Raw genomic sequence first — 26077 nt, 5'->3', positions numbered from 1 at the left:
ATTTCACTTTCAGCTCGGCCCGACAGCGGGCGTGTCTTCCATAGAGTATATAGGCGCGCAGGCTCTGACAGTCCATCGCGCGCGCATAACCCTCCCCGCTAATCACAGTCTTCTGCCCAGACTGTTTGACAACCTGTTCGACGAGCCTGCTCACGGTCACGCAACTGTCACAAAACTGTCATATAACTTTTACATTCAGCGTAAGCCGGTTGATTTTATGCGCGAATAAGCCCATATCTCTTGGATATTTAATTAGCCGGAACACAATTTCTTCGTTTTATGAGATAATTCTAGCTTTCAACGTCAACCGCCAACCGAAGGGATTTCGCCGTGAACGGTTCTTTGGTCCTTTTGCATCTTGCCGGCGCTGTCGCCCTTCTTTTGTGGGCCACCCGCATGGTGCGAACCGGGGTAGAGCGCGCTTATGGCGACCGTCTGCGCAGACGCCTGCGCAACCAGATGCAGAACCCGCTTTTGTCGGTCGCCTTTGGTCTGGTGCTTGCGGTTGCGCTGCAAAGCTCGACGGCGGTGACACTTCTGGTCGGTTCCTTCGTGGGATCTGGCTTCGTCAGCGGCGTTGCGGGACTGATGGCGGTGCGCGGCGGCGAACTCGGCTCGGCGCTGGTCGTCAAGATTTTGAGCTATGACCTGACCATTCTCGTTCCGCTCTGCCTTGTGATAGGCACCGGCATTTTCATGACCACCGAGCGCCGCGACTGGCGGCAGATCGGGCGCATTCTGGTCGGCATCGGCCTTCTGATCATGTCGCTGGAAATGACCGGGCAAGCGACCGAGCCCCTGCGTCAGAGCGAGCTTCTGCCAGTGATCGTCGATTATCTGTCGAGCGATCCGATCACCACCTATCTGCTGGCCGCACTGATGACATGGCTGTTCCATTCCAGCGTCGCAGCCGTCATCCTGCTGACCACCTTCGCATCGCGCGGCCTCATCGATCCGGAACTGGCCGTGGTCATGGTGCTGGGCGTCAATCTCGGTTCCTCGATCATCGCGCCGATCCTCACCCGCAATGCTCCGCCGGAAACCCGCGTGGTGCCACTCGGTAATCTTCTGATGCGCGGTGCAGGCTCGCTGGTGATGCTGGTGCTTTACGAGACTTTCAAGCCGTCGATTGCCTTTCTTGGCGCTGATCCGGTGTCGCAGGTGGTCAACGCGCATATCCTGTTCAACGTGATTGTCATGGTGGCGGGTATCCCGCTCTCCGGGCTGGTTCTGCGCACCACAGAAGCGCTCGTTCGCCTCAATGCGGATAAGACCGCACCGGCGCAGCCGCTGGAAATGGAAGAATATAGCGCCCTCGACACAAGCGTACTCGACCGCCCATCGCAGGCGCTGGCCAACGCCACCCGCGAAGTCGTCGGCGTCTGCGATACCGTCGAGGTGATGCTGCGCCGCATCATCGATCTCTACGAAAAGCCGGATCAGGCCCGCATCAACGAACTCGCCGCCCTCGACGATCGCGTGGACAAGAAACATGCCGCGATCAAGCTTTATCTGACGCGGCTTGCCTCGCATGATCTCAACGAGTTTGAGGCGCTTCGGATGCAGGAACTGCTCGGCGCCTGCGTGAAGCTCGAACAGGTGGGCGACATCATCGTGCGCAACATGCTGGCGCAGGTGCAAAAGAAGATGGACCACAAGCTGGAATTCACCGAGGAAGGCTGGGAAGAACTCAGCCACTTCCACGCCATGGTACTGGCCAATGCGCATCTGGCGTTCAACGTGGTCGTCTCACGTGACGGGCGCACGGCGCGCCAGCTCGTTCAGGAAAAGGATCGGCTGCGCGAACTGGAAAAGCAGACCAGCCTGCGCCACTTCTCGCGTCTGCGCGAAGGCTCAACCCGCAGCATCGAGACCAGCACAATCCATCTCGATACCATCCGCGACCTGAAGCAGATCAATTCGCTGCTGGCTTCCATGGCCTATCCGGTGCTGGAAGAACAGGGCCTCCTGAGCGAAACGCGGCTCAAGACCGCCAAGCAGGGCTAACGCCGTTAAAACGCAATATCGGCGGCGTTGGCCGTGCGTCCGCGGGTGCTTCCTGCCCGGAACCCGTTAAGCGTTTCATTATGATGCGCCACGATATCGGCGAACTGCAAGCTCGCCGTATCGCCCGTCGTGTGCCCGTCGGCAATCAATGTCACATCATAGCCGAGCGAGATCGCGTGACGAACCGCTGTATCAACGCAATATTCGGTCTGGCAACCGCCGATGACCAGATGCGTTATCGCCAACGCACGCAGCCGGTCCTGAAGCTCTGTTTCGTGGAATGAATCGCAGCTAGTCTTTTCAACCACGATGTCGTTGGTCAGCGGCGCCAGTTCGGTCCGGATTGCCCAACCCGGCGTACCTTTTTCAAGCACGTCGCCCGGCCCGCCGTCATGCTGCACGAGAATCACGGGAATGCCCGCAGAACGCGCCCGCGCTTTCACGTCGCTCAATCGGGCGACAACTTCCTCCAGCGCGCGATCAATCACAGGCTGACGCTCAGGCGTACCCATCCCGGCTACAATATCGTTTTGGACATCAATGATAAGCAGAGCGGTGGCCATTACAAACAATCTCGCTGACTGATTTCGATTGCGCCCGCATAACATCCAGATAGCGCGAACAACAAGAAGGCCCCGCTTTGAACGGGGCCTTCTTGTTGTAGTATCAGAACAGCTTTCTACTGCAAAAGCGATTTCACCAGTGCGCTTGCCTTGGTGAAGTCCATCTGGCCTGCATAGCGTTCCTTGAGGATCGCCATGCACTTGCCCATGTCGCGCAGCCCCTGCGCGCCGATTTCGGCGATAACGTCCTCGCAAGCCTTCTTCACTTCTTCCTCGGTCATCTGCTGCGGCAGAAACTCGGAGATAATGACGATTTCCTCACGCTCGGCTTCCGCCAGCTCAATGCGGCTGCCTTCTTCATAGATGCGCGCCGATTCTTCGCGCTGCTTGACCATCTTGCCGAGAATACCCAGCAATTCCTCATCGCCGACCGGGTCCTTGCCGGCGGAACGGTTGGCGATATCGCGGTCCTTCACGGCGGCCAGGATGAGGCGCAGCGTCGATGTGCGGCGCTTTTCATGCGCCTTGAGCGCGGTTGTGAGGGCCTGGGAAATCTCCTGGCGAAGCATCGAATGTCTCCTGACGGTGTTTGTCTCTTCTTACCCGCAACGTGATCCATAAAGCAATCGCGTGCTGCTACGAGCTGTCCGAACTACCCGCCCGTAGAACAATAATGCGATCATTATCGCGATTATTTCCCGATTGGGTGCGCTCGGACGATTGACCCGGCAACCAAGTTTCTTTATTGATCAAGGCTTAGCAGGACATCGGTACATGCTGGCAGTGGGAGGTTTGAAATCCCCGCTGCTTTTTGGCGCATATATGATCCCGTCGCCCGTTGGCGCGTATATGACCATTGACGCCCCATCTTTCAAGCCATTCGCCCGGTAACAGGGGTGGACCCGGCGGGTTGGAACGCGAGCGTGTGCGGAAGCTAAAACATTAAACGTGGCACGGATTTAGGTGCTGCAATTTAAACAGGAGTGCAAACATGACCGAAACGACCCCGAAAACCGCACCCTGGACAACCGAAAAGCGAACCGCCGTTCTGGTTCTTGCCGACGGCACCGTGATCGAAGGCAAGGGCCTCGGCGCGACCGGCGCAATCGAAGCGGAAGTTGTCTTCAACACGGCGCTTACCGGTTACGAAGAAATCCTGACCGATCCGTCCTATGCCGGACAGATCGTGACCTTCACCTTCCCCCATATCGGCAATGTCGGCACCAATATTGAAGACATCGAAGACCTGACACCAGCCAACCGCCACGGCGCAGTCGGCGCGATCTTCAAGGCCGATATCACCGCACCATCCAATTATCGCTCGAGCGAAGATCTTGACGCATGGCTGAAGGCGCGCGGCGTCATCGCGCTGGCAGGCATCGACACCCGCGCCCTCACCGCGCTGATCCGCGAACGAGGCGCGCAGAATGCCGTCATCGCGCATGACCCGAACGGCAAGTTCGACATTGACGCCCTGAAAGCCCGCGCGGCTGGCTGGAGCGGTCTGGAGAATCTTGATCTCGCCAAGGATGTCACCATCGGCCAGAGCCAGGTCTGGAACGAAACGCCCTGGATCAAGGGCGAGAGCTTCGGCGAGCTGAACAACCCGCAATATCATGTGGTCGCGCTCGATTTCGGCGTGAAGCGCAACATTCTACGTCTGCTCTCGGGCCTCGGCGCCAAGGTCACGGTTCTGCCCGCAACGGCAACCGCCGACGACGTGCTGGCTTATAATCCCGATGGCGTGTTCCTGTCGAACGGCCCCGGCGATCCGGCAGCCACCGGCGAATATGCCGTGCCGACCATCCGCAAACTGGTCGATAGTGGCCTGCCGGTTTTCGGCATCTGCCTCGGTCACCAGATGCTGGCACTGGCGCTTGGCGGTCGCACCGAGAAGATGCATCAGGGCCATCACGGCGCCAACCATCCGGTGAAGGACTACACGACCGGCAAGGTGGAAATCGTCTCGATGAACCACGGCTTTGCAGTCGATTCCGAATCGCTGCCGGAAGATGTCGAAGAAACCCATGTCTCGCTGTTCGACGGCACCAATTGCGGCCTGCGCGTCATCGGCAAGCCGGTCTTCTCCGTCCAGCACCATCCGGAAGCTTCGCCCGGCCCGCAGGACTCGCACTACCTCTTCCGCCGGTTCATCAATCTGATCCGCGAAAAGAAGGGCGAAGCTCTTCTGCCGGAACGCGAACAGGCTGCGTGAATCCAAAACTGAGGTTTCGCGGTTAACTTATTGTGAGAAAAATAAAAAGCCGGGGCAAACACCCCGGCTTTTTTCATACTCCAATGTGGGCGTCTAAGCGTCCACAGGCTTCGACTTTGGCTTCGGATGCACCCGCGCCACCACCACGACCAGCGCAATGAAGATCAACCCAGCTGCAACCGCATAGGGCATACCGGCGAAGTCGAACGGGGCATTCGCGCCGGTAAAATGGCTGAACAACTGCGTGAAGAGCAGCGGCCCGATAATCGTCGTGATGCTCGAAACGCTGGTCAGCGCGCCCTGCAACTCACCTTGCGCGGAAGGCGGCACCTTGCCCGCAGCGATACTGCGCAGCGGTGGATCGGCGAAGCCTTCCAGAGCGGTCAGGAAGATGACCGCATAGACCATCCAGCCCTCCCAGGCGATTGCATAGCCCGTCAGACCGAGACCGGCAAACAGCACGCCGATGATCGCCGTGCGCCGTTCGCCCAGGATAGGCAGAGCGCGCGGCAGCACGACTGCCATAACGAACGCGGTACCGATACCGAACATGCCAAGCGACAGGCCGATCTGTGCCTCGTTCCAATTATAGCGATAGGCGCCGACAAAGGCCCAGACCGACGGATAAACCGCATGGGCCAGCCAGTACAGGAAGAAGACCGCCATCACCCAGCCGATGCCGGGATAGCTGCGCAACTGCTTCAGCGCACCGAGTGGGTTGGCGCGTCCGATCTGGAAACTGCGCCTGTTTTGCAGGGATAGCGTTTCCGGCAGCAGGAAGTAGGCCAGCACGAAGTTGATGAAGGACAAGAGCGCCGCCCCGTAGAACGGAACGCGCGGGCCGAATTCGCCAAGCAGTCCGCCCAGAACCGGGCCGAGCGCAAAGCCCACGCCGAAGGCAATGCCGATCAGGCCGAAATTGCGCGCGCGATTGCTGTCATCGCTGACATCCGCAATATAGGCGGATGCGGTCGCAAAGCTTGCGCCGCTGATGCCCGCCAGCACACGTCCGACGAACAGCATCCAGAATGAGGTTGCCAGCGCGCAGATGAGATTGTCGATTGCAAATGTCAGAATGGAGGCCAGCAGAATGGGCCGTCGTCCGAAACGGTCGCTGAGATTTCCGATCAGCGGCGCGAACAGAAACTGCATCGCCGCATAGATCAGAAGCAGCCAACCGCCATCGACTGCAGCGGTGCTGACATCCGCGCCGGTCAGTTCTTCGAGATAGGCTGGCAGAACCGGCATGATGATCGCGATCCCGATAATATCGAGAAACAGCGTCATGAAGACCAGCCAAAGGCCCCGCTTTACGAATTTGGGGTCAAGCATTGGAACACCTGAAATATGCTCATGCGGATGTGCCGCAGACAGCATCATGTTTTGATTGTTGGAAAGGATCGCGCGTCATCGCCGCTCAAAACTGAGCGTCACGCATGATTTGGAAAAGGGCCGCGCCGATGCAGACCCTTTATAGGGAAAATTATTCTACGACAAGCCTGCTTGATGAAAGTCGGCAGAATTGCTGCCAAACACCGCTTAAGCTGCAAAGAAAAAGGCGGCCGTAGCCGCCTTTTACCGCATATTTCGAGCGGATTAGACGTCGCCGCTGAATGTATCGCAGGATTCGAGCTTGCCTGTATCAAAGCCGCGCTTGAACCACTTGGCGCGCTGGGCCGATGTGCCGTGGTTGAAGCTTTCCGGCACGACATAGCCCTGACTGCGACGCTGCAAGGTATCATCGCCGATCTGGTGCGCCGCATTGAGCGCATCTTCAAGATCACCCGTTTCCAGAATGCCCTTCTGCTCGGTGTAATAACCCCAGATCCCGGCGAAACAATCAGCTTGAAGCTCGACGCGAACCGACATCTGATTGGCCTGCACTTCGTTCATCTGCTGACGCATCTGGTTGAACTTCGGCAGAATGCCGAGCAGATTCTGGACATGGTGCCCGACTTCATGCGCCAGCACATAGGCCTGCGCGAAATTGCCAGATGCGCCGAAACGGTTCGCCAGTTCGTCATAGAAGCTCAGATCGATATAGAGCTTGCGGTCGCCGGGGCAGTAAAACGGCCCGGATGCAGCCGAAGCGAAACCACAGGCCGAACGCACCTGCCCGCTGAAGAGAACCATGGTCGGCTTGGTATAGGTCTGGCCACGCGACTGGAAAATACCGCTCCAGACATCTTCTGTTTCGGCAAGCACCGTGCGGGCAAACTGGGTCATCTCGTCATTGGCGACGGTGCCGCCCTCGGCAGCCGTGCGACCACTGGACTGCTGCTGCGTCTGCACGGACGAGTCCATGCCGCCGCTGCCGAACAGAATCGGTATCGGATCGATCCCGAAGGCGCGCAGCACGAAGAACATCACGACCAGAATGAGAATGCCGGAAAGCCCGCCGCCGCGCACGACCTTGAAGCCCGGCCCGCCACCGCCGAAACCGCCGCCCTGGCCACCGCCTATGCCGCCACCGCCGCTACGCTGGTCTTCCACATTGTCACTTTGCCTACGACCTTGCCAGCGCATGCACCCACTCCCTCAACACCGGCCGCTGTAAACCCCGCGGCGCAAAATATTATCTCGTATAATTGTCGCATAAAGAGTTGCCACCGCAATATAAAAAGTAAATGGCATGCAAATCACAAACGGCAACTCCGGCGTAACAAAACCACACCAATTATGGCACGCTAATACGCCATCTGTCATGGCTGGTGGCTGATCGTGATCGAACTCGACCGGCATAAGACAGATAAATGACGAAGATTTTTCGTGAATGCCCGCATTTTCTTTGAAATAAGCGTATTTGTGGGGTTCCGCTTTGGGTCATCATTGCCTATAAGGCCCGCTTAGCCCACAGAATTCATAAGCTGCCAACCCGCCGGAAAACCGTGCGGGCTTTTCTGGCAGGCTAAGCAGCATGTCTCTCGAAAGTGGGAACCGGTTTCGAGACCACGACATGCGTGAAACAAGAGCATGATCCCGAAAATGGGAACCGGTTTTCGGACAAGATCATGCGCGCGAAGAAGATAGGATGAGCGCCCATGCCGAAACGTACAGATATCAAATCGATCCTGATTATCGGCGCGGGCCCCATTGTCATCGGCCAGGCTTGCGAATTCGATTATTCGGGCACGCAGGCTTGCAAGGCGTTGAAAGAGGAAGGCTACCGCATCATCCTCGTCAACTCCAACCCGGCCACGATCATGACCGACCCCGATCTGGCGGACGCGACCTATATCGAGCCGATCACGCCGGAAGTCGTCGCCAAGATCATCGCCAAGGAACGTCCAGACGCGCTGCTGCCCACCATGGGCGGCCAGACCGCGCTGAACACCGCATTGTCGCTGCGCCGCATGGGCGTGCTGGAGCGCTACAATGTCGAGATGATCGGCGCCAATGCCGAGGCCATCGACAAGGCCGAAGATCGCGCGCTGTTCCGTGAAGCCATGGACAAGATCGGCCTCGATACGCCGGAATCCCGCCTCGCCAACGCCACCGAAATCAAGGACGAAGACCGCAAGCGTCATGAAGCCAAGCGCGCTGAAGTGAAGTCGCAATATTCGGGCGACGCGCTGGACAAGGCCCTCGACAAGCTGGAAACCGAATGGCAGCTCGGCGAAGTCGAACGCAAGCAGCGCTACATGACCCACGCGCTCGCCAAGGCGGCGCAGGCGCTCGACGTGGTTGGCCTTCCGGCCATCATCCGCCCGAGCTTCACGCTCGGCGGCACCGGCGGCGGCATCGCCTATAACCGTCAGGAATTCTTCGAAATCATCGAACGCGGTCTGGACGCATCGCCGACCACCGAAGTTCTGATCGAAGAGTCGGTTCTGGGCTGGAAAGAATATGAAATGGAAGTCGTCCGCGACAAGGCGGACAACTGCATCATCATCTGCTCGATCGAAAACCTCGATCCGATGGGTGTACACACCGGCGATTCGATCACCGTCGCGCCTGCGCTGACGCTGACCGACAAAGAATACCAGATCATGCGTAACGCCTCGATTGCGGTGCTGCGCGAGATCGGCGTCGAAACCGGCGGTTCCAACGTGCAGTTCGCGATCAACCCGGCCAATGGCCGCATGATCGTCATTGAAATGAACCCGCGCGTCTCACGTTCTTCGGCGCTCGCTTCCAAGGCTACCGGCTTCCCGATTGCCAAAGTCGCTGCCAAGCTCGCCGTCGGCTACACGCTGGACGAACTCGACAACGACATCACCGGCGGCGCGACGCCAGCCTCGTTCGAACCGTCGATCGACTATGTCGTCACCAAGATCCCGCGTTTCGCTTTCGAAAAATTTCCCGGCTCCTCGCCGATCCTGACCACCGCCATGAAGTCGGTCGGTGAAGTGATGGCCATTGGCCGCACTTTTCAGGAAAGCTTGCAGAAGGCGCTGCGGGGTCTTGAAACCGGCCTGACCGGCCTTGACGAAATCGCCATTCCCGGCATCGAGGACGGCGACGAGAAGAACGCCATCCGCGCCGCCATCGGCACGCCGACGCCGGATCGTCTGCGCATGGTCGCGCAGGCCATGCGCCTCGGCCTGACTGTCGAGCAGGTGCATGACGCCTCCAAGATCGACCCATGGTTCCTCGAACAGATCGAAGCCATCGTGTTGACCGAGGAGCGCATTCGCGAACATGGTCTGCCGCAGGACGCTGAAAACCTGCGCATGCTGAAGGCAATGGGCTTCTCCGACGCGCGCCTTGCCAGCCTGACCAACAAGGACGCTGCGGACGTGGCTAAGCTGCGCGCCGATCTCGACGTGCATCCGGTCTATAAGCGCATCGATACCTGCGCTGCCGAATTCGCTTCGCCGACCGCCTATATGTACTCGACCTATGAAACGCCCTTCGTGGGCCAGCCACGTTCGGAAGCTGAAGTTTCGGATCGCAAGAAGGTCGTCATTCTCGGCGGTGGGCCGAACCGTATCGGTCAGGGCATCGAGTTCGATTATTGCTGCTGCCATGCTGCCTTCGCGCTCGGCGACGCCGATTACGAAGCCATCATGATCAACTGCAACCCGGAAACGGTTTCGACCGATTACGACACCTCGGACCGCCTCTATTTCGAACCGCTGACGGCGGAAGACGTGCTGGAAATCCTGCGTGTTGAACAGGAAAAGGGCACCCTGCACGGCGTGATTGTCCAGTTCGGCGGCCAGACCCCGCTCAAGCTCGCCAATGCACTTGAAAAGGCCGGCATTCCGATCCTCGGCACCTCGCCGGACGCCATCGACCTTGCGGAAGATCGCGACCGCTTCCAGAAGCTGCTGGTCAAGCTCGACCTGAACCAGCCGAAGAACGGCATTGCCTATTCGGTCGAACAGGCTCGCCTCGTCGCCGCTGACCTCGGCTTCCCGCTGGTCGTTCGCCCGTCCTATGTTCTGGGTGGCCGCGCCATGCAGATCATCCATGACGAGCGCACGCTGCAAGCCTATCTGCTCGACACCGTGCCGGAACTGGTCCCGGAAGACATCAAGGCGAAATATCCGAACGACAAGACCGGCCAGATCAACACCCTGCTCGGCAAGAACCCGCTGCTGTTCGATACCTATCTCACCCAGGCCATCGAAGTGGACGTCGATTGCCTCTGCGATGGCAAGGACAGCTTTGTGTCGGGCATCATGGAGCATATCGAAGAAGCCGGTATTCACTCCGGCGACAGCGCCTGCTCGCTGCCGGTTCACTCGCTCTCGGCTGAAACCGTCGCCGAACTCGAACGTCAGACCGAAGCATTGGCCAAGGCGCTCAATGTCGGCGGCCTGATGAACGTGCAGTTCGCGATCAAGGATGGCGAAATCTTCATCCTCGAAGTGAATCCGCGCGCTTCGCGTACGGTGCCGTTCGTTGCCAAAACCATCGGCACCCCGATTGCCAAGGTCGCGGCCCGCATCATGGCTGGCGAAAGCCTTGAAGCAGCGCTCGGCGCTTATGGCGGCAAGCCGCAGGCCCCATCGCGCCCGCATATCGCGGTCAAGGAAGCCGTGTTCCCGTTCGCCCGTTTCCCCGGCGTCGATACGCTGCTCGGACCGGAAATGCGCTCAACCGGCGAGGTCATGGGCCTCGACTACGACTACGCACTGGCTTTCGCCAAGGCGCAGCTTGGTGCCGGCGTGGAACTGCCGCGTGAAGGCACGGTGTTTGTGTCGGTGCGCGACGAAGACAAGGAACGCGTTCTGGCACCTGTGCGCAAGCTCGCAAGCCTCGGCTTCCGCGTGATGGCAACCGGCGGCACGCAGCGTTTCCTCGCTGACAATGGCGTCGAGGCGATCAAGGTCAACAAGGTCATCGAAGGCCGTCCACATGTGGAAGATGCGATCCGCAACCGTCAGATCCATCTGGTCTTCAACACCACCGACAGCGCCAGCGCCGTGTCCGACTCCAAGTCGATCCGCCGCGCAACGCTGATGCAGAAGCTGCCTTACTACACCACGATGGCAGGCGCAGAATCAGCGGCCGAAGCCATCGCGGCGCTGAAGGCCGGTTCGCTGGAAGTGCGTCCGCTGCAGGATTACTTCCGCGCATAATCTGTTTTACAGATAATGAAAAAAGCCGCCGGAGCGATCCGGCGGCTTTTTTCATGCGCTCTTTAAAGCGGGAATTTCCAGCGGCTTGCCATCGGGATCATCTTCCAGATTGACCTGCCGGGAGAAAAACCCGTTATGCAGATGCGGCTTGCCCAGATGGATCACAGCAGCGTCTTTCAGCTCAGTGGTCAAAATGTCCCGGATGCGATCATAGGCTTCGGCATCGAGACCATCCAGCGCGCCATCGATGATGATCCATTGCGGCTTTTGCAGAATGAGGCGGGCGAAAGCGAGACATTGCCGCTCGTCATCGGTCAGCACCCGTTCCCAGCGTGTGGCGTAGTCGAGACTGCCGATAAGCCGGTCAAGCCCGGCGCGCTGCAACACGCCCTCCAGCGCTTCGGGCGAGAATTTCTTCAGGTCGAATGGATAGACGATCACGCTCTTCAATGTCCCGGGCGGGAAATAAGGCGCACGCGGCATGAAGGCTACGCCGTCATTGGCTGGCATGCCGATCCGCCCCTCGCCCCATGGCCACAGACCGCCAAGCGCCCGAAACAGCAAGGTGCGTTGGGTTTCGGTGCCGCCGGTTACCAGCACCCGTTCGCCCGGCTTGACCGCGAAGACGCTCTTCGACAGGCGCAAACAGCCATCGGGTGCCGCAATCGACACATCGTCGAGACTGATTGTATCGCCTTCGTTGACGGCCAGATCGACGTGCCGGTCGAGATGACCCAGCTCATCCATGCGCAGAATTGCCTGACGGAAAGTGGCGACACGAAGCAGTGTGGCGCGCCAGTCGGCAATGGCACCGAAATTATCCACGAACCAGCGCAGTGAATTATGCACCTGCGTAAACGCGCCGACGGCCATCATCAGACCACCGAAGGTCAGTCCACCAGAGAAATACACCGGTGCGGCCACCAGAATCGGCGCGACGATGGTGAGCCAGCCATAACCAGCCGTCACCCATGTCAGTCGCGTGGTCGCATAGACGATCTTGCGGATCGCAGCCAGCACGGCGTCGATATCGAGATCGAGACGGCGGCGCTCATCCACCTCACCGCGCGAAAGGGTGACCGAATCGAGATGCTCATTGACGCGCATCAGCGAGGCGCGGAAATCCGCCTCGCGCGCATAACGATTGGCATTGATATTGACGAGGTTGCGCCCGACGATCCATGTCAGCCACGATGCGGACGCGGCATATATGATCACCGCCCACACCATATAGCCGGGAATCGGGAAGCTATAACCGCCAATATTGAAAATAAATCCGCTCGACAGCGACCACAATACGCCGACAAAGCTCAACAGAATCACGGTCGATTGCAGTAGGTTGATACCGAGATCGCAGGATGTTTCGGCAAGGTGGCGCGCATCTTCATGCAGGCGCTGATCGGGATTAATGCCGATCTCGCCCGCATTGGCGAGCCGAAAGGCGCGCCCCGGCACCAGCCATTGACCAACGAGATCGCGCGCCAGCCCTTCACGCATCTTCAGCTTGAACATCTGGTTCAGCCATGTCTGGGCGACATTGAGCACCAGCAATGTGCCCGCAATACCGAAGAACACCATCAGCTGCTGGAAGAACGCCTGCAAATCCTTGCGCGCCAGCGCATCGTAAAACGGCTCGTTCCAGCGGTTGATGGCCACCTGCCCAATCGCAATCAGCACGATCAGCACGAAAATGCCGGTTCCGAGTGCAATCAGCGTGGTGCGCACTGGCGAATTCCAGAAAGCGCCGGTCATCATCGAGACCTGTGAGAACAGATCATTGCCGTCCCGGACCGGCTGACGGGTGAGCAAGCCCTTGATACCAACGCGCTGGGACTTCCCTCGCTTGCGGCTTTTCCTTTGCGCGCTGCGCTTCGGCTGCTTCTGTTCCGGTTCAGACGTCATATTTGCCTCGCCACGTGCCGTTCGCGAATCCCTGTGACGAAATCGCGGGCCATTCGCAACATGCGCATTATGCATATCACGCAAAAGTCAAAGAAAAGCGATGTCTCGTTCGGGCTCTGACTTTAGATCTGTCTTTTCTGGCAGGACCGATCTATTGCCCGTCTTAATAGTAAGGTCGCAACACCTTCAAAAAAGAGCGACCATGCGCGCAATCGCTGATACGGCGGCGTTTTAGATAAAAAATACCTAGCGTTGACGTTAAAGCTGCGATTTTTTTAGCAAAACCATGGCCAGACACACATCCTAGCTCTCTTGTGCTGGTCAAATTTGTCGCATATAGTCCGGCAATCGATTTTTCGGTCGAGTGACTTTGAGACCCGTGCGGCCTGCCGTGCTTCCTGACGATCTCCTGTCCATAAATTCGATCCACAGGGACGTATGCGGAGCATGCGGACTAAAAATTACTATCGTTACAAAGGACATTCCCATGGCTACGGGAACAGTTAAATGGTTCAACACGACCAAGGGTTTCGGCTTCATTCAGCCTGACCAGGGCGGCACGGACATTTTCGTTCACATCTCTGCCGTTCAGCGCGCTGGCCTTGCCACGCTCAACGAAGGCCAGAAGGTCACCTACGAGATCGTGCAGGACCGCCGTTCGGGCCGTTCGTCTGCCGACAACCTCGTCGCAGCCTAAGACATTTTGCCGCCGGATGTTTCATCTGGCTTGTGCACGAATGTGACATGAAAACATTGGAGTGCCGGTCTGACCGGCGCTCTAATTTTTTGGAATCAGAGAAAATTCTCCGAGCCTGAATCAAAAAGCGGCATGTGTGTGCGAAAATGGTGATTTTCGAGTACCGGAGCGGAGCGTACTTTGGGTACGTGAGCACCGGAATGGAGAAAATTGCCATTTGCAGCCACACAGGGCGACTTTTAGAACAGGCTCTCAAGGCAGCCAGTCGAGCGCCACATGGCCCGGATGGGCCGCAACGCGCTTGAGCCAGGCCTGAACCGCGGGATATTGCTGCATGTCGAAGCCGCCCAGATGCGCCTCATGCGTATAGGCATAGAGCGCGATATCGGCGACCGTATAAGTCTCGCCCGCCAGATAGGGCGTCTTTTCAAGCTGTGTTTCCATGACGCCAAGCGCCTTGTTGCCACCGGCGAGCGTTGAGGCCAGACGTTCCGGCGTCGCATCCCGTGCCCGCTCCGGATAGAGCATCAGCGCCCGGCGCACGGCCACATGGGGCTCATGGCTATATTGTTCGAAGAACAGCCATTGATAGACAAGCCCCCGCTCATAGGCGTCCTTGGGCAGAAACGGCGTTCCTTCCGCCAGATAGAGCAGCATGGCGTTCGATTCTGCCAGCAGTCGCCCGTCCTCCAACTCCAGCAATGGCACCTTTCCGTTGGGATTTTTGGCGAGATAGTCCGGCTTGCGCGTCGAGCCGTCGAGCGACGAAACCGTGACATGCCGAAAAGGCCTGCCCAGCAAGGCAAGCAGAAGGCGGGGCTTGTAGCAATTTCCTGAATCGGGTTGGGCGTAAATGGTCAGCATGAAAATCTCCTGTTTCAAAAAACCATATCGACGCGCGGACAGCATCCTGTCTAATCAGTTTCATTGAGATATTATGTCAGCAAGACTGATCTATCCGACACTTTTCGCAACACAATTTCGAGAAAACCCGGATTCACGGGCGAAAAGTCAATCCATCTGTTGCGATTCCCGTGCCGATGCGACATAGAAAATCCGCAAAACCGCGCCGTTCCCAGTGCGGTTAACAGAGCCTGCCATCTATGGAGATCTATCATGGCATTTCTCGCCGACGCCCTTTCCCGTGTAAAGCCATCTGCGACCATCGCGGTCAGCCAGAAAGCACGCGAACTGAAAGCCAAAGGCAAGGACGTGATCGGTCTTGGTGCGGGCGAACCCGATTTCGACACGCCGGACAATATCAAGCAGGCCGCCATCGACGCGATCAATCGCGGCGAAACGAAGTACACGCCTGTGGCCGGTATTCCTGAGCTGCGCAAGGCCATCGTCGCCAAGTTCAAGCGCGAAAACGGCCTCGACTATACGCCGGATCAGGTCATCGTCGGCACCGGCGGCAAGCAGATTTTGTTCAACGCCTTCATGGCCACGCTGAACCCCGGCGATGAAGTCATCGTGCCTGCCCCTTACTGGGTCAGCTATCCGGAAATGGTTGCGATCAACGGCGGTACGCCGGTGTTCATCAACACCAAGATCGAAGACAATTTCAAGCTAACCGCTGCCGATCTGGAAAAGGCGATCACGCCGAAGACCAAGTGGCTGATCTTCAACTCGCCGTCGAACCCGACGGGCGCTGCCTATACGGAAGCCGAGCTGAAGGCGCTGACAGACGTTCTTGTGCGTCACCCGCAGGTCTGGATCCTGACCGACGACATGTATGAGCATCTGGTCTACGGCGATTTCGTCTTCACGACCCCTGCTCAGGTCGAGCCGTCGCTCTATGACCGCACGCTGACCATGAACGGCGTTTCCAAGGCCTATGCCATGACCGGCTGGCGCATCGGTTACGCCGCTGGCCCGCTGCAACTCATCAAGGCCATGGACATGGTGCAGGGTCAGCAGACTTCCGGTGCCTGCTCGATCGCCCAGTGGGCAGCGGTTGAAGCGCTGAACGGCACGCAGGACTTCATCCCGAAGAACAAGGAAATTTTCCAGGCTCGTCGCGATCTGGTCGTATCGATGCTCAATCAGGCCAAGGGCATCCAGTGCCCGACACCGGAAGGCGCATTCTACGTCTATCCGTCCTGCGCTGGCCTGATCGGCAAGAAAACCGAAGCTGGCAAGGTCATCGAAACGGACGAAGATTTCGTCACCGAACTGCTGGAAGCAGAAGGCGTTGCCGTGGTTCACGGTTCGGCTTTCGGTCTTGGACCGAACTTCCGCATTTCCTATGCAACGTCCGATGAACTGCTCGAAGAAGCCTGCACCCGTATCCAGCGCTTCTGCGCCAGCCTGCGCTAAGCATTTCTCCCGAAAGTGGGAACCGGTTTCGAGACAAAGACATGCGTAAGAACAAAAGCTTCTGAATAGCGAATAACAAAGGGGCCGCAAGGCCCCTTTGTCGTATCCGCACTTTCACGGAAAAACAGCACGTGGCTTCGCCCTGTCAGAACAGACAGCTGGAAGGTGATCAGCATTTGTAGTTTGTTGTGTTCAGCCGTCGCGGCCAATAACAGGCGAAAAGCCAAAAAAAAAGCCAGACAAATGTCTGGCTTTGAGTTTTGAAGGTGCCTTTGAGGCAAACCTCCAGAGGGGAACACTCAGCCCGCGCAAATGGGAGGAGGAAACGCGGCGCTGAGATGATTGTTATATGCTCCCTGCTCATCATTTTTGCAATGCAACTTTAGCGCAAAGCTGCCATGCATCCTGCGCATAGCTCGTTCAGGCACTTATTTTAAATACAATCAAATAGTTAGCTAAATCTTGCCCTCCCAATGAGCGGTTGGCCGCAAATCTGAGCGCCTATGGAACAGGCATCGATACAACCTAACTGCCTGCAAAATCAGCAAATCACCTTCCGCTGATTCCCCACAGAAGATGTCATCCAACTGTCATTGCGGCGCATCAGGACTGTCACAAAACAGGCCTAAAAGCCCCGGCAGAGCCGATGCGGGGAGAACGCATCCGGCGTGAAGCGGCCACCGGAGAAGACGGTGATCGCTGCGAACATCTCACAAGCCATGAGGGAGCGCGCCCATGCGGATCGTTCAAATCACCGACACCCATCTCAGCCCGATCAAGACACATTTCAACCCGAACTGGGAACCGCTCGTGTCGTGGGTCGAGCAGCAGAAGCCCGATCTCATCATTCACACCGGCGATCTTGCCGTCGATGGCGCCGATATCGAAGCTGATCTCGAATTCTGCCGCAGTTGTTTCGAACAGCTCTCCGCGCCCGTCCTCAGCGTGCCGGGCAATCACGACATCGGCCATCTGCCGGAAAGCCACCAGCCGGTCAATGCCGAGCGCCTTGCGCGCTGGCAACGCCATATCGGTCCAGACCGCTGGGCCAAGGACCTCGGTGACTGGCTGATCGTCGGCCTCAACAGCCTTATCATCGGCACCGGCAGCGAACAGGAAGACGACCAGTTCCAGTGGCTGGAAAACGTTCTGGAAAACGCAGACGGCAAGCCCGTCGCCGTTTTCGCGCACAAGCCACTCTTCGTCGACGATCCGGAAGAAGGCGACAGCGGCTATTGGGGCATCCGCCCGGTGGCGCGCCAGCGTCTCTATGATCTCTTCGCGCAGTATAACGTGCAGCTTCACGCCAGCGGCCACCTGCACCGGGCATGGAAGGGCGAAGCGTTCGGCACCCGCTATGTCTGGGGACCGGCGGCGGCCTTCATCGTCGGCGCGATGGAACGCGATCTGCCGGGCGACCGTATTCTCGGCGCTGTCGTGCATGAACTTGGCGAAGCAGCCACCAGCGCCATCGTGCGCATTGATGAACTGACGCCCTACGTGATCGACGATGTGGTGCATGAGGTCTATCCGCATCATGCGGGCGACGGCGCGAAAGTCACGGAAGAGGCAACCCAATGAGCACGCTTGCCATCCGCGATATCGGGAAGTCCTATGGCGGCAACCGCATTCTGGACGGCATCAGCATCGACGTGGCGGAGGGCGAATTCATCGCCCTCGTCGGCCCGTCTGGCTGCGGCAAGAGCACGCTTTTGCGCATTCTTGCCGGGCTCGACCATGCCGATGAAGGCAATGTCGCGCTGGCTGGCCGCGACATCACCGGCGCGCATCCCGCCGACCGCAATATCGCGATGGTCTTCCAGTCCTACGCTTTGTATCCGCATCTGACCGCCGCGCAGAACATCGCCGTGCCGCTCGCCATGCGCGACATGACGACGACCGAACGCCTGCCCGTCGTTGGACCACTGGTTCCAGGCCAGCGCGCCAAGCGCGCCGCGATCCAGAAACAGGTGAAAACCACCGCCGCCAGCCTGAAAATCGACCATCTTCTCGACCGCAAACCCGGCCAGATGTCGGGCGGCCAGCGCCAGCGCGTTGCGCTTGCCCGTGCGCTCGTGCGCCAGCCGGGCGTTTTCCTGATGGACGAGCCTTTGTCCAATCTCGATGCCAATCTGCGCGTTCATACCCGCGCCGAGATTGTGGAACTGCACCGCCGCGCTGGCGTGCCGACGATCTATGTCACCCACGATCAGGCTGAGGCGCTGAGCATGGCCGACCGTGTGGCGGTGATGATGGGCGGCAAGCTGCTCCAGATCGACACGCCCACCGCGATCTATAACGATCCGCGCCATATCGAAGTGGCCCAGTTCATCGGCACCCCGCGCATCAACATTCTGGACGCCTTGGTCAGCGATCAGGGCAGTGTCCATTTCGCGGGCCGCCCGATCCTGCAAAACGTCGCCGCCTATGCGGGCACGACAATCCGCGTCGGCATCCGCCCGGAACATTTCCGTCTGCACCCGCATGACAAGACCGGCATTAGCGGAACCGTCTCGCGCATCGAATTCCTCGGCTCCGAAGTGTTGGTTTACCTGAAAGCGCCCGGCTCCGCGCAGGAACTGATCGTGAAGCTCGACCCTGTCAAGGCCGATCACATTGCACCCGGTCTGCCTGTTGGCCTGCATTTCGATGCGGAAAACGCCTATCTCTTCGGCGATGACGGCGCGCGCCTGCGCCAGCCTGCCGGAAATGTGGTGACCCTCGCACCGGCGGAAAAGGCTACGGCTCATGTCTGATCTCGCTCTTGCCCGGCCCGGCGCGGTCAGCGCCCGCACTGCCGCCGAAAATGCGCGGCGGCGCGAGGAGCGACTGGCCTGGAAACTCGCCTCCCCCGCCATTCTCCTGACAGTACTGCTGATCCTGCTGCCGACCGCAGCTGTCTTGTTCTGGAGCTTCACCAATTACGAACTCGGCTATGCCGGTTTCGAATTCATCGGCCTCGACAATTATGTCGAACTGTTTAGCGACCGAACCTTTCTCATTTCTTTGAAGAACACGGCGATCTATACGGCGATTGTTGCACCGGCTTCGGTGTTTCTCGGCCTTGGCGTCGCGCTTCTCATCGAAGGCGAAGTGCGCGGGAAATCGTTCTTCCGCACCGTCTATTTTCTGCCGGTGGCTTCGCTGCTCGTCGCCATGGCGACCGTCTGGCAATATCTGCTGCACCCCACGCTTGGCCCGGTCAATGCACTGCTTGGCATGATCGGCATTACCGGTCCGAACTGGCTCGGCTCCAGCGATACGGCTCTAGTCAGCCTTGCGTTGATAGGCGTCTGGCAAAGCGTCGGCTTCAACATGGTGCTGTTTCTGGCCGGCCTCACCGCCATTCCGCGCGAGCTTTATTCCGCCGCCGAAGTGGATGGCGTGAAAAGCAGTTGGGAGCGCTTTCGCCTCGTCACCTGGCCCTTACTCGGGCCGACGACGCTGTTTGTCACGACCATCAGCATCATCAATGCGGTCAAGGTGTTCGAAACCGTCAAGACGCTCACCGAAGGCGGTCCGAACAAGGCTACGGAAGTGCTGCTCTGGAGCATCTATCAGGAAGGCTTCGTCTTCCTCCGCGTCGGTTACGCCTCGGCCATGACCGTGATTTTCCTCGCCGTGCTGATTGTCCTGATGCTGCTCCAGTTCCGTGTGCTGGACCGCCGCACGCATTATTGAGGGGACCTCCCATGTCACTTGCCCGTTCGTTTCGCCTCGGCCTTCTCTCGTTCGGCGCGCTGCTTTTCCTCGCGCCATACATCTTCATGCTGTCCACCGCAGCCAAGTCGCAGCAGGACATTTTCTCGTCGTCGCTCTCGCTGATCCCGCAGAACTGGGCGCTTTGGGACAATGTCGCCAAAGCCCTCACCCGCGTACCCATGGGGCTGCTGCTCTTCAACGGCGTTGTGGTCTGTGGACTGGTGCTGGTGGTGCAGGTGGTGATCGCCATTCCATGCGCCTACGCCATGGCGAAACTCAACTTTCGCGGCCAGCGCACCATGATGGTTCTCGTCATGCTGGGACTGCTGGTGCCGATCCACGCAACCGCGCTGCCCTTCTATGTCGGCTTCAACCAGCTTGGCGTGCTGAACAGCTATTTTGCGCTCAGCGCACCGTTCTTCATCTCGGTATTCGGCATATTCCTGTTCCTGCAATTCTTCCGCGCCATGCCCGACGATCTCATCAGCGCCGCCCGCCTCGACGGCATGTCGGAAGCAGGCATCGTCATGCGCGTGATCGTGCCGAATGCCTGGCCCGCTATCACGGCATTCTCGATCTTCTCGGTTGTTGCGCACTGGAACGATCTGTTCTGGCCGCTGATCGTCGTCAACGGCATGGAACGCGCCACGCCGCCGCTCGGCCTGCTCTATTTCCGCGCTGCCGAAGCCGGTGACGACTACGGCGCGCTGATGGCGGCAACGCTCATCATCACCTTGCCTTTGCTGCTGGCCTTTCTCGCCGCCCAGCGCCGCTTCATCGAGGGCATCACCCTGACCGGCCTCAAAGGCTGACCTCTTTCGCCTATCTCACATACAGGAGTTATCCATGAAACGCCTCGCAAGCACTTTTGCCGCTCTGGCCATCGCAACCGGCCTCGGCTCGCCCGCTTTCGCAGACACCACGCTCAATGTGCATTATCCGATGCCCGGCTTCTTCAAGGATGTCATGGCCGACATCTCGAAAAAATTCATGGAAGAAAATCCGGACATCAAGATCAACTTCGTCAGCCCTTCCGCCACCTATGAAGAAGGCATCCAGACGATCATGCGTCAGGCTGGCACGTCGGAAATGCCGGATATCACCTTCACCGGTCTCAATCGCCTGCGCGTTCTGGCCGAACGCAATATCGGCGTCGACATGAAGCCACTGGTCGAGAAGGAAAAGGATATGGAAGCGCAGGGCTTCACCGATCATATCCTCAGTCTCGCCCGCGTCGGCGACCGCCAGGTCGGCCTTGCTTTCGCGACCTCCAACCCGATCATGTACTACAATGCCGATCTGGTGCGCGCTGCCGGTGGCAACCCCGACACGCCGCCCACCACCTGGGACGAAGTGATCGCGCTCGGCGGCAAGATCAAGGCGCTCGGCAACGGCAATGAAGGCATCGACTTCCGCTGGCAGGGCGATGACTGGATGTTCTCCGCTCTTCTATTCGGCGCAGGCGGCACCATGCTAACCGAAGACGAGAAGAAGGTCGCCTTCGACGGACCCGAAGGCCTTGCTGCGCTGAAGCTCGTCGACCGCATGGTCAAGGAAGGCGGCATGCCGGTTCTGACCAAGGCTGCGGGCGAACAGGCCTTTGCCGCTGGCAAGGTGGGCTTTGCCTTCCAGACCACCGGCGCACTGCGCAACACGATCAAGAATGTCGGCGACAAGTTTGATCTGCGCACCGCAAAGATCCCGCTCATCAACCCGGAAAAGGGTCGTCTGCCGACCGGTGGCAACGCGGTCGTAATCCTCACCGAAGACCAGTCCAAGGTCGATGCCGCCTGGAAATTCGCCAAGTTCGCCGCCGGTCCTTACGGCGCTTCGGTCGTGGTTCCGGGCACCGGCTACGTGCCGAACAACGATCTCGCCGCCAAGTCGGATGAATATCTCGGCAAGTTCTACGAAGAAAACCCGCTCTTTAAGGCCGGTCTCAGCCAGATGTCGATCATGGTGCCGTGGTATGCCTTCCCCGGCTCCAACGGCGTGAAGGTAACGCAGACCATCGTCGACGGCCTCTCCCGTCTGATCGAACAGTCCGCCACCCCGGAAGACGTCCTCGCCGACACCGCCAAGGACGTGCAGCGCCTCCTGCCGCGCCAGTAACAGGCAAACGGGCGCTCCGCGTCAACGCACGCCCTCATCCTGAGGTGCGGAGCGGAGCGAAGCCTCGAAGGGTGAGGTGCGGAGCGGAGCGAAGCCTCGAAGGGTGAGGTGCGGAGCGGAGCGCAGCATCATCCTGAGCCCGTTGAAGGATCGAAGGGCGAGGTCCAGTCTAGGCTCCCTCGCCCTTCGAGACGCCGCCTTCGGCGGCTCCTCAGGATGAGGGAGCTACGGTACGCTCGCTACCAATCGATATCCCAAAACAAATGGCCGCGTTGGGTTCTCCAACGCGGCCTTTTGTATTTCATATAGATGGCATCAATAGGTCCAGTTGCGTGCCTTAGAGAACAGGAAGTCTCGGAACGCATGCAGCTTGGCGGAATTCTTCAATGCTTCGGGATAGCAAAAGAACGTATCGAAGGACGGGATTTCCTCCAGCTCCGGCACGAGTTGCACCAGACCGGATTCCTTGTCGGCCATGTAATCCGGCAGCACGGCAATGCCGACGCCACGCTGTACGGCGCGGCGCACCGACAGAAGATTATTGACCTGCAAGGCCGGGATGCGCGTGCTGCCATCGGTGCGGCCTGCCACTTCCAGCCAGTTCAGGCCGGTCAGATAGCTCGGAGCCGGTTCGCCGAATGTCACGATGCGATGCTGGTCGATCTCATCGATCGAGTTCAGCTTGCCGTATTTCGAGACATAGCCCGCCGAAGCGTAAAGGTGCATATGCACTGTAAACAGGCGGCGCTGGATGAGGTCCGGCTGCTGCGGCTGACGCAGACGCAAGGCGCAGTCTGCGTGACGCATGGTCAGGTCCAGCTCTTCATTGTCGAGAATAAGCTGGAGCTGGATATCCGGATAAAGCTCAACGAATTCCTGAATACGCTCAATCAGCCAGCCGGAGCCGAGCCCCACCGTCGTGGTGACGCGCAGGCGTCCCGTCGGCTTTTCCTTGCTCTCGGCCAGTTTGGAGCGAACATTTTCCAGCTTCATCAACACGTCATGCGCCGTGCGATAAAGCGTTTCGCCCTGTTCCGTCAAAATCAGCCCGCGCGCGTGGCGGTGGAACAGCGGCACGCCGACATCCTGTTCCAGCGCACTGACCTGACGCGAAATGGCCGATTGCGACAAATGCAATGTCTGCGCGGCATGGGTGAACGACCCTGCTTCTGCCGCAGCATGAAAAATGCGCAGTTTATCCCAGTCGAGCGGTGCGACCACGATTTCCCCCTCGTTACTCCGCTGCTTCGTGCAGCGGTTCCTGTGCGGCCAGCCAGCGCTCGGCTTCGAGCGCTGCCATGCAGCCCATACCGGCGGCGGTCACGGCCTGACGGTAGATATCGTCGGTGACGTCGCCAGCGGCATAAATGCCCGGAACATCCGTGGCGGTGGAATCGGGCGCCGTCCACAGATAGCCGTTCGGCTTCTGCTTCAGCTTGCCTTCGAACAGCGACACGGCAGGCGCATGACCGATGGCGACAAAGACGCCATGTGTATCGACTTCCGTGGTCTCACCCGTCACAACATTCTTCAGCCGCACACCGGTAACGGTCGCGCCCATCGGAGGCTTGGCCTCCGTGCCAAGAATTTCGTCAATCACGCTGTTCCAGACCACACTGACATTGGCGCGCGACAGGAGACGATCCTGCATGATCTTTTCGGCGCGGAAACCGTCGCGGCGATGCACCACGGTCACGCTCTTGGCGATATGCGACAGGTAAAGCGCTTCTTCGACAGCCGTATTGCCGCCGCCGACCACAACCACGTCCTTGCCGCGATAGAAGAACCCATCGCAGGTCGCGCAAGCCGAGACGCCACCGCCCATGAAGGTCTGTTCGCTGTCGAGGCCAAGCCACTTGGCCTGCGCGCCAGTCGCGATGATCAGCGCGTCACAGGTATAGACTGCGCCGGAATCGGCCTTCAGGCGGAACGGGCGCACCGTGGTTTCAACCTCGGTGATGATGTCGTGCACGATTTCCGCGCCGACATGTTCTGCCTGCTTGGCCATCTGTTCCATCATCCATGGGCCCTGCACCGGCTCGGCATAGCCCGGATAATTTTCCACATCGGTGGTGATCATCAGTTGACCGCCCTGCTGCAGACCGGCAATGACGATAGGCTTCAACATGGCGCGCGCTGCGTAAATCGCGGCGGTATAACCAGCAGGACCTGAGCCGATAACAATAACGGGCGCATGACGCTGTGACATGAGGTTCCTCTCCGGTCCTAAAATCGATTTAAAGCAGCGGGTGCACGACTGACCGGAATCGCCTGCGCACCCGGCCTAACTGTGCCCTGATATTATGGCCAAGGTAGGTCTGCCCTTTTCCGTTTGCAAGGTTTGACGGGCATTTGCTGCGCTTTAGCCACAGCTTGTGACTGTTAGGCGATAGGAAGCGCCTCCCCGCATTGCGACCGGGTCGATCTCGCGTTAAACAGACAGGAAAAACAACGCTCAACTGTCCGCCAATCGCCCCACAAACGGCCGGAGACGACCGCCATCTATAAAACTGTCGCCAACATATGCGCGCGCTTCGGCCTCATCATGGCGGCCGCCATGCTTTTGCCCGCCGCAATCGACTTGCGCGACGGCAGCGACGACTGGCTGATTTTCCTGCGTTCGGCAGCAACGACGGGCGCGCTTTCCGCGCTCATCCTTTTTGCGACGCAGAACCAGTCCGTGCGTTTCACGCCCCGCCTCGGTTTTCTGCTCACGGTCTGCATCTGGCTGACCGCAGCTTTCCTCGGCTCGATACCGCTTTATTTCTCGCATCTGCCGATCAGCTATGCCACCGCTTTTTTCGAAGCCATGTCCGGCGTGACCTCCACTGGCGCAACGGCGCTGACCGGCCTGGATAATATGCAGCGCGGCATTCTGCTCTGGCGGTCGCTGCTCTGCTGGATCGGTGGTATCGGCTTCATCGGCCTGGCGCTTCTGATGCTGCCGTCGCTGCGCGCCGGTGGCCTTGCGCTCTTTCACATGGAAAATTCCGACAAGTCGGAAAAAATCCTGCCGCGCATGAACCAGATCGCGCTTGGCATTATTCTCGCCTATCTGAGCCTGACGGCTGCCTGCATCATCAGCTATTTCATGGTTGGGATGAGCGTGTTCGACGCTATCAATCATGGCCTGACGACGGTGGCCACGGCTGGCTTTTCCACTCATGACAACTCGCTCGGTTTCTACCACGGCAACCGCCTGCTGCTGGTTGTCGCGACGGTGTTCATGATTTTCTCGGCCCTGCCCTTCGTGCTCTACATCAAGGCTTTCATGCCCAAGCGGCTGGAATCGCTGGCAGATCCGCAGGTCAAACTGTTCTTCAGCATCGTCATCGGCTTCAGCTTCATCCTCGCCGTCGTTTTGCGGCTTGGTCTGGACGTGCCTTTTGGCGACGCGCTGATTTCGGCCTCGTTCCATTTCGTGTCCGTCATCACGACCACCGGCTATGCGACCGAAGACTATTCGCTCTGGGGGCCACCCGCTCTCGGCATTTTCCTCCTCGCCTCGTTTCTGGGAAGCTGCGCGGGCTCCACGTCGGGCGGTATCAAGATGAACCGCCTCATCATCCTGTGGAGCCTGACACAAGCGAGCCTGTCGCGCCTCATCGTGCCGCATGCGGTCACCAAGATGCGCTATGGCTCATCGGAAATCTCCGGCGAAATCGCCCAGAACGTGCTGCTCTATCTCTTCCTCTATTGCGCATCGCTGGTGATCGGCGCGGTGCTGCTGGCGTCACTCGGCCTCGACTTCGTATCGGCCTTCACCGGCGCACTGACCGCCCTGTCCAATATTGGCCCCGGCCTTGGTGAAACAATCGGTCCGGTTGGCAATTTTTCCACCATCCAGGACCCGGCTCTCTGGGTGCTGTCCTTCCTGATGCTGGCAGGACGACTGGAGCTTGTGACGGTATATATCCTGTTCACACGCGCTTTTTGGGTGCGTTGACAGAGCTTTAGACGGTTTACACGCCACGGATTCATTTGATATTAGCATGATTAGATTGCGCCATGACGGCGTCACATATTCTAT

The 26077-nt window shown here is 58.8% G+C and carries 19 protein-coding genes; 11 read left to right on the top strand and 8 right to left on the bottom strand.

Going from position 1 to position 26077, the window contains the following annotated elements:
* Positions 1-330: 330 nt before the first annotated feature.
* Positions 331-2007: a Na/Pi cotransporter family protein gene (locus tag WIX40_RS00305; RefSeq protein ID WP_339437882.1), complete on the top strand. Its 1677-nt coding sequence runs from the start codon at positions 331-333 to the stop codon at positions 2005-2007.
* A gap of 5 nt (positions 2008-2012) precedes the next feature.
* Here WIX40_RS00305 and WIX40_RS00300 read toward each other — a convergent pair whose 3' ends face one another.
* Both WIX40_RS00300 and WIX40_RS00295 read right to left on the bottom strand, forming a co-directional pair.
* On the bottom strand, positions 2013-2570 hold the full coding sequence (locus tag WIX40_RS00300) for a cysteine hydrolase family protein (protein WP_140024199.1): 558 nt from the start codon (positions 2568-2570) through the stop codon (positions 2013-2015).
* A 116-nt stretch (positions 2571-2686) separates the two neighbouring features.
* Positions 2687-3139: a GatB/YqeY domain-containing protein gene (locus tag WIX40_RS00295; RefSeq protein WP_109369456.1), complete on the bottom strand. Its 453-nt coding sequence runs from the start codon at positions 3137-3139 to the stop codon at positions 2687-2689.
* Between the two features lie 422 nt (positions 3140-3561).
* On the opposite strand from WIX40_RS00295, the gene carA reads away from it, so the two are divergent.
* Positions 3562-4785: a glutamine-hydrolyzing carbamoyl-phosphate synthase small subunit gene (gene carA, locus WIX40_RS00290; protein WP_339437878.1), complete on the top strand. Its 1224-nt coding sequence runs from the start codon at positions 3562-3564 to the stop codon at positions 4783-4785.
* 93 nt (positions 4786-4878) lie between these two features.
* On the opposite strand, the gene WIX40_RS00285 is transcribed toward carA, so the two are convergent.
* Positions 4879-6117, bottom strand: a complete 1239-nt coding sequence (locus WIX40_RS00285) for a TCR/Tet family MFS transporter (RefSeq protein WP_339437876.1) — start codon at positions 6115-6117, stop codon at positions 4879-4881.
* Between the two features lie 264 nt (positions 6118-6381).
* Entirely contained in the window at positions 6382-7311 is a 930-nt protein-coding gene (ypfJ, locus tag WIX40_RS00280; protein WP_339437874.1) for a KPN_02809 family neutral zinc metallopeptidase, read from the bottom strand.
* A gap of 515 nt (positions 7312-7826) precedes the next feature.
* Here ypfJ and carB point away from each other — a divergent pair.
* Positions 7827-11315: a carbamoyl-phosphate synthase large subunit gene (gene carB, locus WIX40_RS00275; RefSeq protein ID WP_109369459.1), complete on the top strand. Its 3489-nt coding sequence runs from the start codon at positions 7827-7829 to the stop codon at positions 11313-11315.
* A gap of 51 nt (positions 11316-11366) precedes the next feature.
* Here the strand turns inward: carB and WIX40_RS00270 are convergent, their stop codons facing one another.
* Positions 11367-13217: an ABC transporter ATP-binding protein/permease gene (locus tag WIX40_RS00270; RefSeq protein WP_339437871.1), complete on the bottom strand. Its 1851-nt coding sequence runs from the start codon at positions 13215-13217 to the stop codon at positions 11367-11369.
* A gap of 487 nt (positions 13218-13704) precedes the next feature.
* Between WIX40_RS00270 and WIX40_RS00265 the strand changes: the two genes are divergently transcribed.
* A complete protein-coding gene (locus tag WIX40_RS00265) occupies positions 13705-13914 on the top strand; it encodes a cold-shock protein (RefSeq protein WP_109369461.1) in 210 nt (69 codons plus the stop codon).
* Between the two features lie 252 nt (positions 13915-14166).
* Here WIX40_RS00265 and WIX40_RS00260 read toward each other — a convergent pair whose 3' ends face one another.
* The gene (locus WIX40_RS00260; RefSeq protein ID WP_109370269.1) at positions 14167-14778 is read right to left on the bottom strand and encodes a glutathione S-transferase family protein; all 612 of its coding nucleotides are present in this window, start codon (positions 14776-14778) and stop codon (positions 14167-14169) included.
* A gap of 252 nt (positions 14779-15030) precedes the next feature.
* Here WIX40_RS00260 and WIX40_RS00255 point away from each other — a divergent pair, with 252 nt between their 5' ends.
* The 6 genes from WIX40_RS00255 to WIX40_RS00230 all read left to right on the top strand — a co-directional run bounded on the left by WIX40_RS00255 (position 15031) and on the right by WIX40_RS00230 (position 22047).
* Positions 15031-16233: a pyridoxal phosphate-dependent aminotransferase gene (locus tag WIX40_RS00255; protein ID WP_109369463.1), complete on the top strand. Its 1203-nt coding sequence runs from the start codon at positions 15031-15033 to the stop codon at positions 16231-16233.
* A 735-nt stretch (positions 16234-16968) separates the two neighbouring features.
* The gene (locus WIX40_RS00250) at positions 16969-17814 is read left to right on the top strand and encodes a metallophosphoesterase family protein (RefSeq protein WP_339437866.1); all 846 of its coding nucleotides are present in this window, start codon (positions 16969-16971) and stop codon (positions 17812-17814) included.
* Positions 17811-18989 (top strand): ABC transporter ATP-binding protein, encoded by a 1179-nt coding sequence (locus tag WIX40_RS00245; RefSeq protein ID WP_339437864.1) that lies wholly within the window; start codon positions 17811-17813, stop codon positions 18987-18989. The genes WIX40_RS00250 and WIX40_RS00245 overlap by 4 nt, the downstream gene beginning before the upstream one ends.
* Positions 18982-19914 (top strand): carbohydrate ABC transporter permease, encoded by a 933-nt coding sequence (locus WIX40_RS00240; protein WP_171318542.1) that lies wholly within the window; start codon positions 18982-18984, stop codon positions 19912-19914. Before WIX40_RS00245 ends, WIX40_RS00240 begins: the two co-directional genes overlap by 8 nt.
* Positions 19915-19925: 11 nt before the next feature.
* The gene (locus WIX40_RS00235; RefSeq protein ID WP_121536472.1) at positions 19926-20747 is read left to right on the top strand and encodes a carbohydrate ABC transporter permease; all 822 of its coding nucleotides are present in this window, start codon (positions 19926-19928) and stop codon (positions 20745-20747) included.
* Positions 20748-20781: 34 nt separating this feature from the next.
* Entirely contained in the window at positions 20782-22047 is a 1266-nt protein-coding gene (locus tag WIX40_RS00230; protein WP_121536474.1) for an ABC transporter substrate-binding protein, read from the top strand.
* 315 nt (positions 22048-22362) lie between these two features.
* Here WIX40_RS00230 and WIX40_RS00225 read toward each other — a convergent pair whose 3' ends face one another.
* Together WIX40_RS00225 and trxB are read right to left on the bottom strand one after the other, a co-directional pair.
* Entirely contained in the window at positions 22363-23268 is a 906-nt protein-coding gene (locus WIX40_RS00225) for a LysR family transcriptional regulator (RefSeq protein ID WP_109369469.1), read from the bottom strand.
* Between the two features lie 13 nt (positions 23269-23281).
* Positions 23282-24256 (bottom strand): thioredoxin-disulfide reductase, encoded by a 975-nt coding sequence (gene trxB, locus WIX40_RS00220; RefSeq protein WP_109369470.1) that lies wholly within the window; start codon positions 24254-24256, stop codon positions 23282-23284.
* A 336-nt stretch (positions 24257-24592) separates the two neighbouring features.
* Here trxB and WIX40_RS00215 point away from each other — a divergent pair, with 336 nt between their 5' ends.
* Complete coding sequence (locus WIX40_RS00215) at positions 24593-25993, top strand: TrkH family potassium uptake protein (protein WP_339437859.1); 1401 nt, start codon at positions 24593-24595, stop codon at positions 25991-25993.
* Positions 25994-26077 lie beyond the last annotated feature (84 nt).

Origin of the sequence: Ochrobactrum teleogrylli, assembly GCF_037482325.1 — a bacterium.
Taxonomy (GTDB): domain Bacteria; phylum Pseudomonadota; class Alphaproteobacteria; order Rhizobiales; family Rhizobiaceae; genus Brucella; species Brucella teleogrylli.
The sequence above is the reverse complement of the archived record's forward strand: the minus strand, read 5'-3'. Positions and strand labels throughout refer to the sequence as shown.

Coding starts and splice junctions, on each gene's coding strand:
- WIX40_RS00300 (WP_140024199.1), bottom strand. CDS start 2,570: ATGGCCACCGCTCTGCTTATCATTGATGTCCAAAACGATATTGTAGCC.
- WIX40_RS00295 (WP_109369456.1), bottom strand. CDS start 3,139: ATGCTTCGCCAGGAGATTTCCCAGGCCCTCACAACCGCGCTCAAGGCG.
- carA (WP_339437878.1), top strand. CDS start 3,562: ATGACCGAAACGACCCCGAAAACCGCACCCTGGACAACCGAAAAGCGA.
- WIX40_RS00285 (WP_339437876.1), bottom strand. CDS start 6,117: ATGCTTGACCCCAAATTCGTAAAGCGGGGCCTTTGGCTGGTCTTCATG.
- ypfJ (WP_339437874.1), bottom strand. CDS start 7,311: ATGCGCTGGCAAGGTCGTAGGCAAAGTGACAATGTGGAAGACCAGCGT.
- carB (WP_109369459.1), top strand. CDS start 7,827: ATGCCGAAACGTACAGATATCAAATCGATCCTGATTATCGGCGCGGGC.
- WIX40_RS00270 (WP_339437871.1), bottom strand. CDS start 13,217: ATGACGTCTGAACCGGAACAGAAGCAGCCGAAGCGCAGCGCGCAAAGG.
- WIX40_RS00265 (WP_109369461.1), top strand. CDS start 13,705: ATGGCTACGGGAACAGTTAAATGGTTCAACACGACCAAGGGTTTCGGC.
- WIX40_RS00260 (WP_109370269.1), bottom strand. CDS start 14,778: ATGCTGACCATTTACGCCCAACCCGATTCAGGAAATTGCTACAAGCCC.
- WIX40_RS00255 (WP_109369463.1), top strand. CDS start 15,031: ATGGCATTTCTCGCCGACGCCCTTTCCCGTGTAAAGCCATCTGCGACC.
- WIX40_RS00250 (WP_339437866.1), top strand. CDS start 16,969: ATGCGGATCGTTCAAATCACCGACACCCATCTCAGCCCGATCAAGACA.
- WIX40_RS00245 (WP_339437864.1), top strand. CDS start 17,811: ATGAGCACGCTTGCCATCCGCGATATCGGGAAGTCCTATGGCGGCAAC.
- WIX40_RS00240 (WP_171318542.1), top strand. CDS start 18,982: ATGTCTGATCTCGCTCTTGCCCGGCCCGGCGCGGTCAGCGCCCGCACT.
- WIX40_RS00235 (WP_121536472.1), top strand. CDS start 19,926: ATGTCACTTGCCCGTTCGTTTCGCCTCGGCCTTCTCTCGTTCGGCGCG.
- WIX40_RS00230 (WP_121536474.1), top strand. CDS start 20,782: ATGAAACGCCTCGCAAGCACTTTTGCCGCTCTGGCCATCGCAACCGGC.
- trxB (WP_109369470.1), bottom strand. CDS start 24,256: ATGTCACAGCGTCATGCGCCCGTTATTGTTATCGGCTCAGGTCCTGCT.
- WIX40_RS00215 (WP_339437859.1), top strand. CDS start 24,593: ATGGCGGCCGCCATGCTTTTGCCCGCCGCAATCGACTTGCGCGACGGC.